We start from the raw sequence: 18091 nt of genomic DNA, 5'->3' as shown, positions 1-18091 counted from the left end.
ACGACGCTCCGAGTTGCCGTCGGTCGGCGTCGCGGCATCCGCACCGACGGTAGACCCGGCCCGGCCGTCCTGACTTGCGCACTTCCCCAGCCTCCTGCGGCAGTTGGTCCCTTGGTCGACCCGCGGAGGCTACCGGGGCACTGCCCCGACGCTCGCCTGCGACCACCATGCGATCACCAACGCCGAATTGGGGCCCTGACCTGCGGCTCGCGGTGAGGGCCCGCAGGTGGCTGGCAGGTTCCGGGTGCGGTGGCGAGGGCATCGGGGTCTGTCTGAGGTGGCTGCGCACCGGGCACTGGCGCTCCGGGCTGGGGACACCACGTAACCAGCCACTCGATCCGGAGTATTGCGTCCAGTGCCGAGGACCCCGGTCGTGCGCGGGTGGTGGGAGCGTGCGGCCCGTGTTGAGGAACACAGCGGACTTGTTGCCGAAGTGCCCGCTGAGTCGGGGAGCTTATGAGTGCCGCGAAGGCCTTGCCGGCGTACGTCCGCTCCAGTTCCAGGACGGCGCGGGACGAGGCATGGTTGAGCGCCTGTTCTCCGGGCTCGACCCGCTGCGCGTAGCCGCGACCAAGCCAGCGGTACTCGGCGACGACATCGTGCGGGTCGTGCCCGACTTCCGGCAGGTCGCCCTCAGGAGCCTGCAGGAGGGCGTGGGCCTTCCCCGCCAGACTCCCAGGATGCGCGTCCGCAGCCTGTCGAGCCGTAGCACCAGAGCCAGCCCGGCGGCAGTGCCGCCATCCATCCTGGGTCGGGCATCAACCGCTGGCGCACCTGGCTGGCCAACTCGAGCGCGCACTCGACCTACCGCTGAGGAGGACGGCTTGCCGGGCGGGGTCGGTGAGGTCGCCGAGTACGACGCTCTCGACGAGTGCGGCATCGAGGATCACGCGTGCCCGGGGTGCCGACCACCATCATTGGTCGGCACCCCAGGCCTTGTTGCGTCAGGTCGGAATCAGGGCAGGTGCCAGATCTGGTTGGCGGCAGCGGAGCAGTCCCACAGGATCAGCTGGGTGCCGGCGGGACCGGCGCCCGAGTCGTCCAGGCACTTGTTGCTCTGCGGGTTCTTGAGGGTGCCGTCGGCCTGGGGTTGCCAGACCTGGTTGCCGGCCCCGTTCACGCAGCCGTACAGCTGGATGGGGGTGTTGTTGCCGGGGGTGTTGCCGGGGGCGGTCATGCATTTGCCGAGGGTGCGCAGGGTGCCGTCGGTGCCGACGGTCCACTGCTGGTTGGCGGCGGTGCCGCTGCAGGCCCAGACGACGATGGGGTTTCCGTCGGTGGTGCCGGCTCCGGAGTCGTCGACGCACAGGCCGTTGATGCCGGTGATCTGGCCGGTGCCAGTGGTTTTGTCCAGGCCGATCTGGACGGTGCCCAGGTGGCTGGCCGCTGTGGCCGGTGTGCCGGAGAGCCGACTGAACGTCATACCGGAGACCGGGGCCGACACCTGCTGGACCAGGTAGGACTTGCCGGCCGTGGTCGGGATGGTGAACTGTCCGGCACTGGTGGGGCGGATGATGACGGTCTTCTGGTCGGTGCCATCGACGACCGAAACGCTCTGGCCGGGCCAGGGATTGCGGACGTTGAGCGTGCCGGTGGAGCCGGCGTGGATGCCGACGGTGCCGATGACGCCGCCATGGACCTGGACAGAGACGGTGCTGCCGCCGTGGATGTACTGAGTGCCGTCGGCGTCCCAGCCCTGGGGGAGGGCCGGAGCGATGCGCAGCAGTCCGTCGTAGTCCTGGACCAGGGCCTCGTTGATCGCCAGTGCGACGTTGGCGGCCTGCTCGATGTACGGCTCGCTGCCGCCGGACTGGCCCCACAGGTTGGCCAGGCCGGTGGGGTAGGTCTGGTACTTCTGGGTGAGCGCGGTCAGGTCGGCGGCGACTCGGCCGGGCAGGCCGAGGCGGGCGGCGTGGACGGCGTCGAAACTCCAGTCGTTCTGCTGGACGTTGACCCGGCTGTTGTAGGTGCGCTGCGCCAGGGAGAGCAACGGCGAGTTGTCGCCGATCAGATTGTAGGGCCAGACGGCTTCGAGGTCGTCGTTCTCGGTGTTGTAGACCGGTGCGGTGGGCTGGGAGGACTGGCCGAGGACGTCAGTGCCGGATGCGTCGGCGGCGGCGGTGAGGTTCTGCCGGTGGGTCGCGGCGTCGGTGCGCGGGTAGTCGGGGATCTGCGGGATCGCGGCCTGCAGCTGGGACACCAGCGTGGCATCGGCGTTCAGGGCCCGGGCGGCGGAGATCGTGGCGGGGAAGAGGGCCTTCATCGCGTCGATCATGTTGACCGGGTCCTGCACGTTCCACTGGTTCTCGTGGACGTTGGCCACCGCGTGCCGCTTGCCGTCCGCTCCGACGGTCGTGTATGCCAGCAGGAACTGGGCGGACTGTTGCATGAGCGGGTAGTTGGAGGCCAGAAAGCTGCGGTCGCCGGTGGTCAGGTACTGCTGCCAGACCCACAGGCCGATCTCCGCGCCGGAGGAGACGGTCCGGCCGTTCCAGGTGGACAGGGCGTCGTCGCAGGAGGCGGCGCCGAACGGGTCGCTGTCGCTCTGGAAGCCGTTGCCGTTGAAGCGCATGGTCTCCGGCACGCAGATGCCGGGCCGGTTGCCCATGTGGGCCCTGGTCCAGGCCTGGATGTTGGCCAGATTGGAGGTGTAGAGGTTGTAGAGGCCGGTGTTGAGCTCGAACGCGCCGGCGCCGATGTTGGCGGCCACCTGTCCGCGGATGTTCCAGAACCAGTAGCCGGCCGGGTACCAGTTCTGGGCGTCCTGAGAGAAGTTGAAGAGGTCGGCGACTCCGGCCTGGGAGCCGGGCAGCGGCCCGCGGGACTCCTCGGCGGTGTAGAAGTAGTACAGGGTGCGCAGCTTCTCCAGGTAGGCGGCGGTGCCGTCCGCCGAGGAGAGCTTCACCAGGCCGAGCTTGCCCCAGTAGGTGTGCCACCAGGCCTGGTGCGGCGCTCGCAGGGCGTCGGAGCTCGCGGTCGCGTCCGAACCCAGCAGCGAGGCGGCGGTGGTGGCGGCGTTGCCGCCGGTCCAGCTCGGGCTGCCTACCAGGATCCGGAAGCTGCCGTCGGGGTTGGGGGTGAGGTTCACCTTCACGGTCTGCGGGTCGGCGACCGTGGCGGAGACGTTGCGCCCGCCGGCGGTGAGCGCGGCCAGGGAGCCGAAGGTCCGGCCGGAGCCGGTGGTGGCATTGCTGTCGACCCAGGTCTCGGCGAGCGTCGCGACGCCACCGGAGGCCGCCGCGGCCGGGGTGCGCCCGGACCACAGGTTGACGGTGGCGGACTGGACGGTGTTCGGGTCGGCGCCGGTCACGTCCACGACCAGCTCGTCCTTGTCGGCGCGGACGTAGATCGTCGCGCTCATCCCGTCGCCGGACTCGCGTAGCACGCCGTCGTACGGGTCGACGGTGGCGGTGAAGTCGGCGGCGTTCGTGATCCGGGACAGGCCGGGGATCTGCAGCCAGCCGGGGGACTTGCGGCCGGGCAGGGTGTCGGCGCGGTTGAGTTGGGTGGTGAAGCCGTTGGCGGCCCAGACCGCGGCGCCGAGGGTGCCGTTGCCCAACGGCATGGACTGGGTCGCCGCGGTGTTCGGGCTGCCCAGGACGATGTTCGCCTCGCGGACGAGGCTCGCGGTGTCGACGGAGAACGCGCCGCCGGACCAGGCGGTGGTCGTGGTGGCGGCGGTCGCCGTGGCGGGGGACCAGGCGGCGGCGGTGGTACCAAGGGTCAGGGCGACTATCGCCCTGACCACCGGTGCACTTCGCATGGTGCGGCCTTTCAGCGGGGGTGGGTGGGGGAGTGGTGCAGTGGTGGTGCACAGGCCGGAGTCGCGTCGTCCCGTCGTCGCGGTGGCTGCCGGCCTGGTTCCGGGGCCCGTCTCGGGTCAGCCTGCGGCGTGGTTGGCCCAGAGCGACGGGTCGTCGACGTTCTCCTTGGTGACCAGGGACGAGGGGATCTGGTCCTCCAGGCCGTTGGGCAGGGAGATGATGGTGGAGCCGTGGTCGGTGGGGCCGGGACGGAAGGTCTTGCCCTCGGTGGCGGCCTTGGCGTAGTACAGGGCGTACTTGGCATAGAGGTCGGCGGGCTGGGAGACGGTCGCGTCGATGTCGCCCTTGCGGATGGCGTTGAGCTCGGCGGGGATGCCGTCGTTGGAGACGATGGTGATGTGGCCGCTCTGGCCGGCAGGCTTGAGCAGGCCTTTCTGACGCAGGAGGTCGAGGGCGGGCTGGAGGAAGACGCCGCCGGCCTGCAGGTAGATGCCGTTCAGGTCCGGGTTGGCGGCCAGGGTGGACTGGAGCTTGGCGGAGGCGACGTCACCCTTCCAGTCGGTGGGCAGCGCGATCACCTGGATACCGGGGAAGTTGCGTTTCATGCAGGCGGCGAATCCCTCGGAGCGTTCGTATCCGTTGATGGAGCTCAGTGCGCCCTGTAGTTCGGCGACCTTGCCCTTGCCGCCGAGCTGTTTGCCGAGGAACTCGCAGGCCTTGGTGCCGTACGAGCGGTTGTCGGTGCGGACCACCATGTAGACGGTGCCGTGCTCCGGTTCGGTGTCCACGCTGATCGCGTGGATGTTTGCGCGGAACAGCTCGGAGAGTGTCGTATCGGTGGTCATGGTGTTCTGCGGCGCCATGACGATGGACTTGGGATGCCGGCCGGCCAGCGAGTGGACGTTGGCGGTGAACGTCGCCTCGTCGCCGTCCGAACGGGTCGGGGGCAGGACACCCAGCTGCTGGTCGTTGATCTCCTCCTGGAGGTACTTCGCGTACGCCTTCCAGAAGTCGGAGTCGGCGCGGGGGATGTCGATGCCGATCTGCGGGCGGGAGTTGCCGGCGTCATCAGTGCCCCCGCAGGCGGTGAGGCAGCCGGCGAGCAACACGGCGATGCAGCCCGCGCAGGTGGTCCGGATGGTTCGGCTCTTCATGTGTCAGACCGTCCTGGGCGGTGGGGGTCCTGCGGGCTGAGGGAGAGGGGAGCGGATGTGCGGGACTCGGCAGCTCGCCGTCAGGCGATGGTGCCGAGGGCCAGGGAGTCGGTGCCGGCGGCCAGCCAGTCCTCGACGGCGGCGACGTGCACGGTGCTGGCACTGGCGGCCAGGACGGCATCGCGGTTGACCAGGGCCCGCCAGATGGCTTCGTGTTCGCGGTGGGCCTGCTCGCGGGCGGAAGCGTTGTGCGTACCGCGCACGATGCGCAGCCGCTGGGTGTGGGTGGAGAGGATGCCGAGCAGGGTGGACAGCACGGGGTTGCCGACGGCATCGGCGATGGTGCGGTGGAACTCGATGTCGAGTTCGATGAACTCCTCGATGCCGATGTCCGTGGCACTCCGGTCGAGGACGGCCCGCAGCGTTCGCAGGTGTTCGTCGGTGAGCAGGCCGGCCGCGAGGGCGGCGGCCTGTGGCTCCAGCAGGCGTCGGACCTGAAGGAGCTGCCCGGCTGTGCGGCCGTGGGAGACATCGGCGGCGAAGGCCATCGCTTCGAGGAGGAGATGGGGCTCCAGGCCGGACACGTATGTGCCGTCGCCCTGTCTGGGGACGAGGATCCGCATCGCGGTGAGCGCCCGGACGGCCTCGCGCAGCGAGTTGCGCGACAGCCCGAGCTGGTCGGCGAGATCGGCCTCGTTGGGGAGTCTCGCGCCGGGCGGCAGGGCGCCGGAGACGATCATCTCCTTGATCTTTTCGATGGCCCGGTCGGTCACGGCCATGGGTGTTCACCTCCTGCGTGAGGGCTTGGGAGTGAGGTCGGTCGAGGGACGGGGAAGGGAAGGCCGAAGCGGCGCGACCGGTTCCCGCCGGTGTCCGGTCGCGCCGCTCCGGGCGGCTCAGGCCGTGCGGCCCGTCACTCCTGCTTCTCGCCCGAGGCGAAGCGGGAGATGATCAGCGCGACGATGATGATCGCGCCGTTGAGGAACTGGTTCCACAGCGGTGGGACGCCCGCGAGCGTCATGACATTGACCACGAGCTGGAGGGTCAGCACACCGGTCAGGGCGCCGAAGAGGGTGCCCCGGCCGCCGTTGAGGCTGACGCCGCCGATCACGGTGGCGGCGAAGACCTGGAAGATCCACCCGTTTCCCTGGTCGGCGGAGATGGAGCCGTAGTGGCCGGTGTAGAGGACCCCGGCGAACGCGGCCAGGAGGCCACCGAGGATCAGCACGGTCCAGGTGATCCGGTCGACCCGGATGCCGGCGGCGCGGGCGGCCTCGGAGTTGCCGCCGATCGCGTACAGGGCTCGGCCGTGGCGCAGCCAGGCGAGGGCGCTGCCGCCGGCCAGGAAGAGCAGGGCGCAGATCCAGATGGCCGCCGGGACGCCGAGCCAGCTGGTGCTGCCGAGGTAGGTGAAGGAGCCGGGCAGGTTGACGATCGACTGCCCCTGGGAGATCGCGACCTGGAGGCCGCGGAGCAGGGTGAGCGCGCCGAGGGTGACGATGAAGCCGTTGAGGCGCAGCTTGAGGATCAGGAACCCGTTGATCGCCCCGATGAGCGCGCCGACGGCCAGGCACAGCGGGATGGCGGTCCAGGAGGGGAAGAGGCCGAGGCCGTTGAAGCGTGCGCCGTGGTCGGGGAGGACCAGCCAGACGGCGATGACGGGGGCGACGCCGATCGTGGATTCCAGGGACAGGTCCATCCGGCCGACGATCAGGATCAGCGCCTCGGCCAGGACCAGCAGGCTCAGTTCGGTGGCCTGCTGGCCGACGCCGAGCAGGTTGTCGGAGGTGAGGAAGGCGGGCGAGACCGCGAATCCGATGATGCCCAGCACCAGGAGAACCGGGACGAGGGAGAGATCACGGTAGCGGGCGAGCTGGAAGCGGCGCTCGGCGGGCCGGGTGGCGGCGGGCGCCGCGTGTGCGCGGACCTCAGTGGTGGGAGACATTGGGTTCCTTCGGATCGGTCGGGCCGGGCATGCCCTCCATGGCTGAGACCAGTTGTTCGTCGCTCCAGCCGTGCTCGAACTCGGCGACGACGCGGCCGTGGAACATGGCCACGACCCGGTCGCAGACGCGCAGGTCGTCGAGTTCGTCGGACACGATCAGGGCGGTCTTCCCGGCGTCGGCGACCTGGCGGACGGTGCCGAGCAGGGACTCCTTGGACTTGATGTCGACGCCGTTGGTGGGGCGGATGGCCACCAGCACGTGCGGTTCGGTGGCCAGAGCGCGGGCGATGACGACCTTCTGCTGGTTGCCGCCGGACAGGGCGGACACCGGGGCCGAGGGGCCGGGCGTCTTGATGTCGAGGTCGGCGATCATCCGCCCGGCGAAGGCCCGGGTGCGCGAGGGCAGTACCGTGCCGAACGGGCCGAGCTGGTCGGTGACGGTCAGGGTGGCGTTCTCGGCGACGCTGCGCTGCGGGATCAGGCCCTGGATGTGGCGGTCCTCGGGGACGAAGCCGATGCCGGCGGCGAGGGCGGCGGGCACCTTCCCGGTGCGCACCGGTCGGCCCGCGACGGTGATCGTGCCGGCCTGCGGGCGGTGCAGGCCGGCGATCGTCTCGGCGAGCCGGACGTTGCCGCTGGCGGCCGCTCCGGCCAGGCCCACGACCTCGCCGGCCCGCGCGGTCAGGGAGACGTCCTGGTAGGTGCCGGCCAGGCTCAGGCCGGAGACCTCCAGCAGTGGGGTGCCGTCGGTGCGCGTGCGGCCGGCCACCGACCAGGCGGGTTTGCTGCTGCGGGCGCTCTCGCCGGTCATCGCCTCCACCAGGGCCTGCTGGTCGAGGTCGGCGACCGGGGCGGTGACGATGTGTCGGGCGTCCCGGTAGACCGTGACGGTCGCGCAGAGGTCGTAGACCTCTTGCAGGTGGTGGGAGATGAAGAGGAAGGCGACGCCCTGCTGTTGGAGTGAGCGCAGCTTGTCGAAGAGCCGCTCGATGCCGCGGGCGTCGAGCTTGGCGGTGGGCTCGTCGAGGATGATGAAGCGAGCCCCGAAGGACAGTGCCCGGGCGATCTCGACGAACTGCCGCTGCTCGACGCTCAGGGCCTCGGCGCGCGCGGTCGGGTCGACGTCCACCCCGTACTCGGTGAGCAGTTCGCCGGCCCGGTGGCGCAGTTGCCGCCAGCTGATCGGCCGCAGCGCTCGGGAGCTCTGCCGGTCCAGGAACAGGTTCTCGGCGACGGTCAGCGCGGGGATGATGGTGGAGCGCTGGTAGACGCAGGCGACCCGGGCGCGCCAGGCGGCGGTGTCCCCGGGGGCCGGAGCCGGCTCGCCGTTGAAACGCAGGGTGCCCGTGTCGGGGTTCTGCAGGCCGGTGAGGATCGACACGAGCGTGGACTTGCCCGCGCCGTTGCGGCCGACCAGGGCATGCGATTCGCCAGGGGCGACCGAGATGCGGGCGTCGCTGAGCGCGACGGTGGCGCCGAAGCGCTTGCTGATCCCGTCGGCCTCGACGACGGGGCCCCGGACGGGGCTGGGGTCCGCCATGGCGGGTGTCCTTTCCGCAGGGTCCGAGAACGGCGGCACCGAGAGGGGAGCCCGGGCCGCGGCTCATGAGGGGTCGGTGGGGCTACTTGCCGACGTTGTTGCCCCAGAGGGACTTGTCGTCGACGTTGTCCTTGGTGACCAGCGGCGCGGGGAGCTGGTCCTCCAGGCCGTTGGGCAGCTGGATGATGGTCGACTGGTGGTCGGTGGCACCGGGCTGGAAGGTCTTGCCCTCGGCTCCGGCCTGCGCGTAGTACAGGGCGTACTTGGCGTAGAGGTCGGCAGGCTGGGAGACGGTCGCGTCGATGTCGCCCTTGCGGATCGCGTCGAACTCCTGCGGGATGCCGTCGTTGGAGACGATGGCGATGTGGCCGGGCTGGCCGGCGGGCTTGAGCAGGCCCTTCTGCTGCAGCAGGGCGAGGGTGGGCTGGAGGAAGACGCCGCCGGCCTGCATGTAGACGCCGCCGAGGTCCGGGTTGGCGGCCAGGGTGGACTGGAGCTTGGCGGAGGCGACGTCGCCCTTCCAGTCGGTGGCCAGCTCGATGACCTGGATGCCGGGGAACTTCTCCTTCATGCAGGCGGCGAAGGCCTCGGAGCGGTCGCGCCCGTTGATGGAGCTGAGCGCGCCCTGGAGCTCGGCGACCTTGCCCTTGCCGTCGAGCTGCTTGCCGAGGAACTCGCAGGCCTTGGTGCCGTACGCCTTGTTGTCGGCGCGTACCACCATGTAGACGTTGCCCTTGTCGGGGCGGGTGTCGACGCTGATCACCGGGATCTTCCGGGTGGACAGCTGTTCCAGGGTGGAGGCGATCGCACCGGTGTCTTGCGGGGCCATCACGACGGCCTTGGCGCCGGTGTTCTGGAACACCTGGACGTTGGCGACCAGCTTGGTGACGTCGTTCTGGGAGTTGCTCACCGGCAGGGTGTTCAGGCCCTGGGCGGAGGCGTCCTGCTTGACGTACTGCGCGTAGGAGTTCCAGAAGTCGGAGTCCGCACGCGGCAGGTCGATGCCGATCGCTGGCTTGCCGGACGCGGACCCGCCGGAGTCGCTGCCGCGGTTGCAGGCCGTGGCGAACCCCGCCAGGACGACCACGGCGGCGGCCGTGGCCGCGATTCTGGAGGAGCGAGGCTTCATGGTGCTGATCTCCTTGGCTGGGACGTCCGGTCCCCCGTGGACGGGGATCCGGCGTGGCGGGAGGCCGAGAGGCCGTCCCGGTGGGGCGAAGCGGGCAGGGGGGCGGCCTCCCTGCCAGCCCTCACCAGGAGGGAGGCCGGTTCCTGGTTGCGGCGGTCCGTGGCTGACGGAGCCGGATCGCGCTTCCCGCAGTCATCGGATGGCTTGCAGGCCAGGAGGACCATACGAGCCTGACATCTGACTGACAAGAGGAAACCTGGGATGATTCTCAACCGTGACGTCCAGGTTTCCGTCCCGTGTCACGAGTGAAGTGGCACCTCCGCTCTGAGCTGCCAATTTGATGGTTCTTTTGAGGGCGTACGAGCCGAAGGGCCCGGCAAACATCGGAGGACTTCTTGCGGTGGCGTGACGAGGCTCGTATGGTCGGGGCGTCAAAGATTCATCCGATGTGTCGGCCGGTGAAGAGTCCCGGCTCGCAGACCTATGACGGGAGCAGGGCATGAAGCTGCTGCGGATCGGACCGGCGGGCGAAGAGGTTCCGGCGGCACTCGGCGACGACGGGCGCGTCTTCGCACTCACGGGCGTGACCAGCGACATCGACGGGACGTTCCTCGCGTCGGGCGGGATCGATCGCGTCCGCAACGCTCTTGCCGCCGACACACTTCCCGAGCTCGACCCCTCCGACCTGCGGGTCGGAGCGCCGGTTGCCCGGCCGGGCAAGGTCGTCTGTATCGGCCTCAACTACCGTGACCACGCCGAGGAGACCGGAGCGGCTGTCCCCCTCCGGCCGGTGGTGTTCATGAAGGACCCGTCCACGGTGGTCGGACCCTGTGACGGGGTGCTGATCCCGCGAGGTTCGACGAAGACCGACTGGGAGGTGGAGCTGGCGGTCGTGATAGGCCGTGAGGCCCGCTACCTGGACTCGCCGGACCAGGCCCTGGCCCATGTCGCGGGCTTCGCGATCAGCAACGACGTGTCCGAGCGCGAGTTCCAGCTGGAGTATTCCGGGCAGTGGGACCTCGGCAAGTCCTGCGAGACCTTCAACCCGCTCGGTCCGTGGCTGGTCACCTCTGACGAGGCCGGCGACCCGCAGGCCCTGGGCCTGCGTCTGGCCGTCAACGGCGAGACGCGCCAGGACGGCAACACCAAGAACATGATCTTCGATGTCGCCCACGTCGTCTGGTACCTCAGCCAGTACATGGTGCTCAACCCCGGCGATGTCATCAACACCGGCACCCCGGCCGGCGTGGCCCTGGGACTGCCCGGCACCCCCTACCTGCGCGCGGGCGACACCGTCGAGCTGTCCATCGACGGCCTCGGCACCCAGCGCCAGACCTTCTCCAACGCGTGAAAGGCACCACCGTGTCCGCAACCCCAGCGCGGATCACCGCCGTCGACACCTACGACATCCGCTTCCCCACATCGCGGGAGCTGGACGGGTCCGACGCGATGAATCCCGACCCCGACTACTCCGCCGCCTACGTCGTCCTGCGCACCTCCGAGGGCGGCCACGAGGGCCACGGGTTCACCTTCACCATCGGCCGCGGCAACGACGTCCAGGTCGCCGCCATCGACGCGCTGAGCGAGCACATCGTCGGACGTCCCGTCGCCGAGCTGTGCGCCGACCCCGGCTCCCTCTATCGCGACCTGATCGGCGACAGCCAGCTGCGCTGGCTGGGGCCCGAGAAGGGCGTGATGCACATGGCCATCGGCGCCGTCGTCAACGCCGTCTGGGACCTCGCCGCCAAGCGCGAGGGCAAGCCGCTGTGGCAGCTGCTCGCCGACGCCGACCCCGTGTGGCTGGTCTCCCAGATCGACTTCCGGTACATCGCGGACGCGCTCACCCCCGAGGAGGCGCTGGAGCTGCTGACCAAGGGCCGGCATGGCGCGGCCGACCGGACCGCGGAGTTGCTGCGGCGCGGCTACCCCGCCTACACCACCTCGCCCGGCTGGCTCGGGTACTCGGACGAGAAGCTCACCCGCCTCGCCCAGCAGGCGGTGGCCGACGGCTTCACCCAGATCAAGCTGAAGGTCGGCGCCGACCTTCAGGACGACATCCGCCGCTGCCGCGCCGCCCGCCAGGCCGTCGGCCCGGACATTCGCATGGCGATCGACGCCAACCAGCGCTGGAACGTCGCCGAGGCGATCGAGTGGACGAACGCCCTCGCCGAGTTCGACCCGTACTGGATCGAGGAGCCCACCAGCCCCGACGACGTCCTCGGCCACGCCGCCGTCCGGCGCGGGGTCCACCCGATCAAGGTCGCCACCGGCGAGCACGTCCAGAACCGCATCGTCTTCAAGCAGCTGCTCCAGGCCGGCGCCATCGACGTCCTCCAGCTGGACTCGGCCCGGGTGGCCGGTGTCAACGAGAACCTCGCCATCCTCCTGCTCGCCGCCAAGTTCGGCGTCCCGGTCTGCCCACACGCCGGTGGCGTGGGCCTGTGCGAACTGGTCCAGCACCTGTCGATGTTCGACTACGTCGCGCTCTCCGGCACCACCCAGGACCGGGTGATCGAGTACGTCGACCACCTCCACCAGCACTTCCTCGACCCCGTCGTCATCGACGCCGGCCACTACCGGGCACCCACCGCCCCCGGCTTCTCCGCCACCATGCACCAGGCCACCATCGACACCTACACCTACCCCGACGGCGCGTTCTGGGCCGCCGACCGGGCCGCCGCCGAGCAACAGGAGCGCTCATGACCACCCGCGACCTCCGGGGACTCACCGCCCTGGTCACCGGCGGCGCCTCCGGCATCGGCCGGGCGGCCGCGGACCTGCTCAGCTCCCGCGGAGCGCGCGTCGCCGTCCTGGACCTCGACACCGCCTCCGTCGCGGCCCCGCTGCACGGCTTCACCACCGACGTCTCCGACGACCAGTCCGTGCGCGCCGCCGTCGAGGCGGCGGCCGAAGCGCTCGGCGGGATCGACATCCTGGTCAACAACGCCGGAATCGGCGCCGCCGGCACCGTCGAGGACAACGACGACGAGCAGTGGCACCGCGTCCTGGACGTCAACGTGCTCGGCATCGTCCGCACCACCCGCGCCGCCCTCCCGTACCTGCGCCGCTCCACCCGTGCCTCGGTGGTCAACACCTGCTCGATCGCCGCCACCGCCGGACTGCCCCAGCGTGCGCTGTACTCGGCGAGCAAGGGCGCCGTGCTCTCCCTCACCCTGGCCATGGCCGCCGACCACGTCCGCGAGGGCATCCGGGTCAACTGCGTCAACCCAGGCACCGTCGACACCCCGTGGGTCTCCCGGCTCCTCTACGCCGCCGACGACCCGGCCGCCGAACGCGACGCCCTGAACGCCCGCCAGCCGACCGGGCGCCTGGTGACCGCCGAGGAGGTCGCCGCAGCCATCGCCTACCTGGCCTCCCCGGCCGCCGCCAGCGTCACCGGCACCACCCTCGCGGTCGACGGCGGCATGGCCGGCCTGCGCCTGCGACAGGAGCCGCGCCCGTGAACCCGCGCCACCGCCCGCTCGGCGGCAGCAAGGTCCAGGTCACCGAACTCGCCTTCGGCGCAGCCGGCATCGGCAACCTGTTCACCCCGGTCACCGACGAACAGGCCGAACAAGCTGTCACCGCCGCTTGGGAAGCGGGCGTACGGTACTTCGACACCGCCCCGCACTACGGCCTGGGATTGTCCGAGCGCCGCCTTGGTGACGCGCTGCGCGACCTGCCCCGGAACGACTTCACCCTGTCCACGAAGGTCGGCCGGCTGCTGGAGCCGACCCCCTCCGTCGACGGCGACGACCTGGCCAACGGCTTCGCCGTGCCCGCCACCCACCACCGGGTCTGGGACTTCAGCGCCCGGGGCGTGCGCCACTCCGTCGAGGACAGCCTGAACCGGCTCGGCCTCGACCGGATCGACATCGCCTACCTGCACGATCCCGACGACCACGCCGAACAGGCCCTCGACGAGGCCTACCCCGAACTCGAACGCCTGCGCGCGGAGGGAGTTATAGGAGCGATCGGCCTCGGCATGAACCAGGCCGAACTGCCCGCCCGCTTCATCCGCGAGACCGACATCGACGCCGTCCTGCTGGCCGGCCGCTACACCCTGCTCGACCAGCGAGGACTCGCCGAACTGCTGCCCTTGGCTCAGCAGCGGGGCGTCGGCGTGGTCATCGGAGGGGTTTTCAACTCCGGCCTGCTCGCCGACCCCCGCCCGGGTGCCACCTTCGACTACACCGCGGCCCCCGTCCACCTGCTCGGCCGGGCCCTGGAGTTCAAGGCGGTGTGCGAGACGTACGGTGTGCCGCTGCGCGCCGCCGCCCTGCACTTCCCGTTCGGGCACCCGGCGGTGGCGAGCGTCCTGGTCGGCACCCGCAGCGCCGCCGAGGCCCGGGACGCCGCCGCTATGCTCGATCACCCCGTCCCGGCGGAGCTCTGGGCAGAACTCAGGGACCGCGGACTGCTGCGGGAGGACGTCCCCACCCCCGAGGAGGTGAGCTGATGCGCATCGCCCTTTTCATCACCTGCTTCAACGACACGATGTTCCCCGAAACCGGCCGCGCGGTGGTGACCGTACTGGAGCGGCTGGGCCACACCGTCGACTTCCCGATGGAACAGACCTGTTGCGGGCAGATGCACTTCAACACCGGCTACCGCCCCGACGCCGTCCCGCTGGTGGCCCGCTTCGTCCGGACCTTCGCTGACTACGACGCCGTCATCACGCCGTCCGCCTCATGCGCCGGCATGGTCAAGGAGAACCACCCGTTGCTGGCCCGGGAGTACGGGCCCGCCGGCCTCCAACAGCAGGTCGCCGAACTGGTCCCCCGGGTTCACGAGTTCACCGAGTTCCTGACCGACGTCCTCGGCGTCACCGACGTCGGCGCCCGCTTCCCGCACCGCGTCGCCTACCACCCCACCTGCCACTCGCTGCGCGGCCTGCGCCTCGGCGACCGCCCCGACCGCCTGCTGCGCGCCGTCCGGGACATCGACCTCGTCGACCTGCCCGCGGCCGACTCCTGCTGTGGCTTCGGCGGCACCTTCGCCGTCAAGAACGCCGACACCTCCGCCGCGATGCTCGCCGACAAGAACACCGCCGTCCTGGACAGCGGCGCCGACGTCCTGTGCGCCGCCGACAACTCCTGCCTGATGCACATCGGCGGCGGACTGTCCCGCCAGGGCGCCCCCGTGCGGACCATGCACATCGCCGAGATCCTCGCCGCCTCCGAAGGAACCGCACGATGAGCAACCCCGGCAGCCGTGGCGTCGTCTGGCTCGACGCCCCGTCCTTTCCCGATGCCGCCCGCGAGGCGCTCGGCAACACCCAGCTGCGTGCCAACCTGAAACGGGCCACCACGACCATTCGCGACAAGCGGCTCGCGGTCGCCTCCGAGCTGGACGACTGGGAGCAACTGCGCGACGCCGCCGCCGCGATCAAGAAGCGGATCTCACGCCACCTCGACCACTACCTCGTCCAGTTGGAGGCCGCCGTCAGCGCCGCGGGCGGCACCGTGCACTGGGCCTCGGACGCCGTCGAGGCCAACCGCATCGTGACCGAACTCGTGCGGGCCACCGGCGAACGCGAGGTGGTGAAGGTCAAGTCGATGGCCACGCAGGAGATCGGCCTCAACGAGGCCCTGGCCGAAGCCGGGATCACCGCGTACGAGACCGACCTGGCCGAGCTCATCGTCCAGCTCGGAGACGACCGGCCCTCGCACATTCTCGTCCCCGCGATCCACAGGAACCGCACCGAGGTCCGGGACCTGTTCGTTGCCGAGATGGGCCACTGGGGCCGGCCCGCACCGGACGGGCTCACCGACTCACCCGCCGAGCTGGCGGACGCGGCCCGGCTGCACCTGCGGAAGAAGTTCCTCTCGGCCAAGGTGGCCGTCTCCGGTGCCAACTTCGCCGTCGCCGACACCGGCACGGTCGTGGTCGTGGAGTCCGAGGGCAACGGTCGGATGTGCCTCACCCTGCCCGAGACCCTGATCACCGTGATGGGTGTCGAGAAGGTCGTCCCCACCTGGACCGACCTGGAGGTCTTCCTCCAGCTGCTGCCCCGCTCGTCCACCGGCGAGCGGATGAACCCCTACACCTCCACCTGGACCGGGGTGACGCAGGGCGACGGCCCGCAGGCCTTCCACCTGGTCCTCCTCGACAACGGCCGCACCGACACCCTCGCCGACGAGGTCGGACGCCAGGCCCTCGCCTGCATCCGCTGCTCCGCCTGCCTCAACGTCTGCCCCGTCTACGAGCGCACCGGCGGCCACGCCTACGGCTCCGTCTACCCCGGACCGATCGGCGCCGTCCTCACCCCGCAGCTCGTCGGCGTGGAGAACGCCGCTTCGCTGCCGTTCGCCTCCACCCTGTGCGGGGCCTGCTACGACGCCTGCCCCGTGAAGATCGACATCCCCGAGGTGCTGGCCCACCTGCGGGCCAAGGCCGTCGAGACCAAGCCGAAGCGGGCGGAGGCGCTGGCCATGAAGGCCGCCGCCACCGTCCTCGACTCCCCGCGCCTGCTCGGCGTTGCCCAGAAGGCGGCCGCCCTCGGCGGCCGGGCCCTGGCCCGGGACGGAAGGATCGGCCGACTCCCGGGCCCGCTGCACGGCTGGTCCGACACCCGCGACACCCCCGCACCCCCCGCCGAGTCCTTCCGCACCTGGTGGCGCAAGAACAGGGACCAAGAAGCATGAACAGCCGTCAGGCCATCCTCGGCCGTATCCGCGCCGCGCTCACCGACATCCCCGCCGGCGAACTGCCCAGCGACGTCCCCGTACCCCAAACCTACCGCCGCAGGCACACGGAGCCGGGCGAGGACACCGTCGCCCTGTTCGCCGAGCGGGTCGCCGACTACCGCGCCACCGTCACCCGCACCGACGAGGCGGGCCTGCCGGCCGCCATCGCCGCCGCGCTCACCGCCCGCGCGGCGAGAAACCTGGCGCTGCCCGGCGGCTTCCCCGCCGAGCTGCTGCCACCCGGCGAATGGGAGTGGCACGCAGAACCGCTGGACGTGGCGGTGCTCGACAGCTTGGAGGGCGCGATCACCCTGGCCGCCGCCGGCATCGCCGTCACCGGGACCATCGTCCTCGACGCCGGCCCCGGCCAGGGCCGCCGCGCCCTCACCCTCGTCCCCGACTTTCACCTGTGCATCGTCCGCGGCGAGCAGATCGTCGCCGACGTCCCTGACGCCCTCGCCTGCCTCGACCCGCGGAACCCGCTCACCTTCATCTCGGGGCCGTCCGCCACCAGCGACATCGAACTCGAACGCGTGGAAGGCGTGCACGGCCCCCGCTCCCTGCAGGTCATCATCGTCGACCACCCCACCCACCCGGAGCAGCCATGAGTGTCGCCCTGCACACCCGCGTCCGCGCCGACCGGATCGCCGAGTACGAGGCCGCCCACCGGGACGTGCCCGCCGACCTCGTCGCAGCCATCCGGGCCGCCGGCGTCACCTCGTGGAGGATCTGGCGCAGCGGTTGCGACCTGTTCCACCTGCTGGAGTGCGAGAGCTACCCCCGGCTCCTCGCCGAACTGGAGCACCTCCCGGTCAACGTCGCCTGGCAGGAGAAGATGGGCGAACTGCTCGACGTCAACCACGACTACTCCGACACCGGCGCCGGGGCCGGCCTACCGGTGGTGTGGGAGCTGTGACCGGACCTCAGATCATCGACGCGCACCACCACGTCTGGGACCTCGACACGCGGCCGCAGCCCTGGATCAGCGGCGAGGCCCTCGCTCCACTGGCCCGCTCCTTCACCGCCGCCGACCTCGCCCGCGAAGCCGCGGAGGCCGCAGTGGCCGCCACGGTCGTCGTGCAGACCGTCTGCGTCCCCGAGGAGACCCCCGAACTGCTGGCGCTGGCCGACGGCAGCGACCTGATCGCCGGCGTCGTCGGCTGGACCGACCTCACCGCCCCCGACGTCGCCGACGCGATCGCCGCTCTCCGTGAACTCCCCGGCGGGGAAAGACTGGTGGGCATCAGACATCAGGTCCAGGAGGAGCCCGATCCCGGGTGGCTGCTGCGCCCCGACGTACAGCGCGGCCTGCTCGCCGTGGCCGAGGCCGGCCTCGCCTACGACCTCGTCGTCAAGCCGCACCAGCTGCGCACCGCAGCCCTCGCGGCCGCCCGACTTCCCGGCCTGACGTTCGTCCTCGACCACCTCGGCAAGCCCCCGATCGCCGGCGGTGCCCTCCACCCCTGGGCAGCGGACCTGCGCCGCCTGGCCGCGCTGCCCAATACTGTGGGAAAGCTCTCCGGCCTGGTGACGGAAGCCGCCCCCGGCCGGTGGCGGACGGCGGACCTCGCGCCGTACACCGATACCGCCCTGGAGGCCTTCGGCCCGCAACGCCTCCTCTTCGGCTCCGACTGGCCGGTCTGCACCCTGGAGGCCGGCTACACCGAGGTCACCCGGATCGCCAGGCACCTCGTGGACGGGCTCGGCGCGAGGGAGAAGGACGCGGTGTTCCGGCACAACGCGATCCGCGTGTACGGGCTCGGCCGCCAGCGCAGGACTGCCGAGGGACGTGCAGGCCCGACGCGTCCGTAGCCGACCCGGACCACTTTGACCCGTCACGGTCAAGGTGATCGGGCGGCAGCCGTGGAAG

The 18091-nt window shown here is 70.7% G+C and carries 15 protein-coding genes; 9 read left to right on the top strand and 6 right to left on the bottom strand.

Going from position 1 to position 18091, the window contains the following annotated elements; all coding sequences use genetic code 11:
* Positions 1–955: 955 nt before the first annotated feature.
* The 6 genes from ACGFZP_RS35735 to ACGFZP_RS35710 form a co-directional block, all read right to left on the bottom strand.
* A complete protein-coding gene (locus tag ACGFZP_RS35735; RefSeq protein WP_392940909.1) occupies positions 956–3763 on the bottom strand; it encodes a ricin-type beta-trefoil lectin domain protein in 2808 nt (935 codons plus the stop codon).
* 117 nt (positions 3764–3880) lie between these two features.
* Entirely contained in the window at positions 3881–4918 is a 1038-nt protein-coding gene (locus ACGFZP_RS35730) for a sugar ABC transporter substrate-binding protein (protein WP_392940907.1), read from the bottom strand.
* A gap of 80 nt (positions 4919–4998) precedes the next feature.
* Positions 4999–5697, bottom strand: a complete 699-nt coding sequence (locus ACGFZP_RS35725; protein WP_392940905.1) for a FadR/GntR family transcriptional regulator — start codon at positions 5695–5697, stop codon at positions 4999–5001.
* A 134-nt stretch (positions 5698–5831) separates the two neighbouring features.
* Positions 5832–6863 carry an ABC transporter permease gene (locus ACGFZP_RS35720; RefSeq protein WP_392940903.1) on the bottom strand — a complete coding sequence of 344 codons (1032 nt, stop codon included), beginning with the start codon at positions 6861–6863 and terminating at the stop codon, positions 5832–5834.
* The gene (locus ACGFZP_RS35715; RefSeq protein ID WP_392940902.1) at positions 6847–8403 is read right to left on the bottom strand and encodes a sugar ABC transporter ATP-binding protein; all 1557 of its coding nucleotides are present in this window, start codon (positions 8401–8403) and stop codon (positions 6847–6849) included. Before ACGFZP_RS35715 ends, ACGFZP_RS35720 begins: the two co-directional genes overlap by 17 nt.
* Before the next feature lie 82 nt (positions 8404–8485).
* A complete protein-coding gene (locus ACGFZP_RS35710) occupies positions 8486–9532 on the bottom strand; it encodes a sugar ABC transporter substrate-binding protein (protein WP_392940900.1) in 1047 nt (348 codons plus the stop codon).
* 499 nt (positions 9533–10031) lie between these two features.
* Here ACGFZP_RS35710 and ACGFZP_RS35705 point away from each other — a divergent pair, with 499 nt between their 5' ends.
* From ACGFZP_RS35705 to ACGFZP_RS35665, 9 genes are read left to right on the top strand one after another with little or no spacing between them, the layout of a single operon-like run.
* Complete coding sequence (locus ACGFZP_RS35705) at positions 10032–10883, top strand: fumarylacetoacetate hydrolase family protein (RefSeq protein ID WP_392940898.1); 852 nt, start codon at positions 10032–10034, stop codon at positions 10881–10883.
* A gap of 11 nt (positions 10884–10894) precedes the next feature.
* A complete protein-coding gene (locus ACGFZP_RS35700) occupies positions 10895–12235 on the top strand; it encodes an L-fuconate dehydratase (protein ID WP_392940897.1) in 1341 nt (446 codons plus the stop codon).
* On the top strand, positions 12232–12996 hold the full coding sequence (locus tag ACGFZP_RS35695; protein WP_392940895.1) for an SDR family NAD(P)-dependent oxidoreductase: 765 nt from the start codon (positions 12232–12234) through the stop codon (positions 12994–12996). Before ACGFZP_RS35700 ends, ACGFZP_RS35695 begins: the two co-directional genes overlap by 4 nt.
* Complete coding sequence (locus ACGFZP_RS35690; RefSeq protein WP_392940893.1) at positions 12993–13991, top strand: aldo/keto reductase; 999 nt, start codon at positions 12993–12995, stop codon at positions 13989–13991. Before ACGFZP_RS35695 ends, ACGFZP_RS35690 begins: the two co-directional genes overlap by 4 nt.
* Positions 13991–14731, top strand: coding sequence for a (Fe-S)-binding protein (locus ACGFZP_RS35685; protein ID WP_392940891.1), 741 nt, complete (start codon positions 13991–13993; stop codon positions 14729–14731). The genes ACGFZP_RS35690 and ACGFZP_RS35685 overlap by 1 nt, the downstream gene beginning before the upstream one ends.
* Positions 14728–16179: a LutB/LldF family L-lactate oxidation iron-sulfur protein gene (locus ACGFZP_RS35680; protein WP_392940889.1), complete on the top strand. Its 1452-nt coding sequence runs from the start codon at positions 14728–14730 to the stop codon at positions 16177–16179. Before ACGFZP_RS35685 ends, ACGFZP_RS35680 begins: the two co-directional genes overlap by 4 nt.
* The gene (locus ACGFZP_RS35675) at positions 16176–16829 is read left to right on the top strand and encodes a lactate utilization protein C (RefSeq protein WP_392940887.1); all 654 of its coding nucleotides are present in this window, start codon (positions 16176–16178) and stop codon (positions 16827–16829) included. The genes ACGFZP_RS35680 and ACGFZP_RS35675 overlap by 4 nt, the downstream gene beginning before the upstream one ends.
* Positions 16826–17137 (top strand): L-rhamnose mutarotase, encoded by a 312-nt coding sequence (locus ACGFZP_RS35670; protein ID WP_392940886.1) that lies wholly within the window; start codon positions 16826–16828, stop codon positions 17135–17137. The genes ACGFZP_RS35675 and ACGFZP_RS35670 overlap by 4 nt, the downstream gene beginning before the upstream one ends.
* A complete protein-coding gene (locus ACGFZP_RS35665; protein ID WP_392940885.1) occupies positions 17134–18033 on the top strand; it encodes an amidohydrolase family protein in 900 nt (299 codons plus the stop codon). The genes ACGFZP_RS35670 and ACGFZP_RS35665 overlap by 4 nt, the downstream gene beginning before the upstream one ends.
* Positions 18034–18091: the final 58 nt, after the last annotated feature.

Source organism: Kitasatospora sp. NPDC048239, from assembly GCF_043202015.1.
Classification (GTDB): Bacteria; Actinomycetota; Actinomycetes; order Streptomycetales; family Streptomycetaceae; genus Kitasatospora.
Note: the sequence above shows the minus strand (reverse complement) of the source record. Positions and strands in the feature narration are given on the sequence as shown.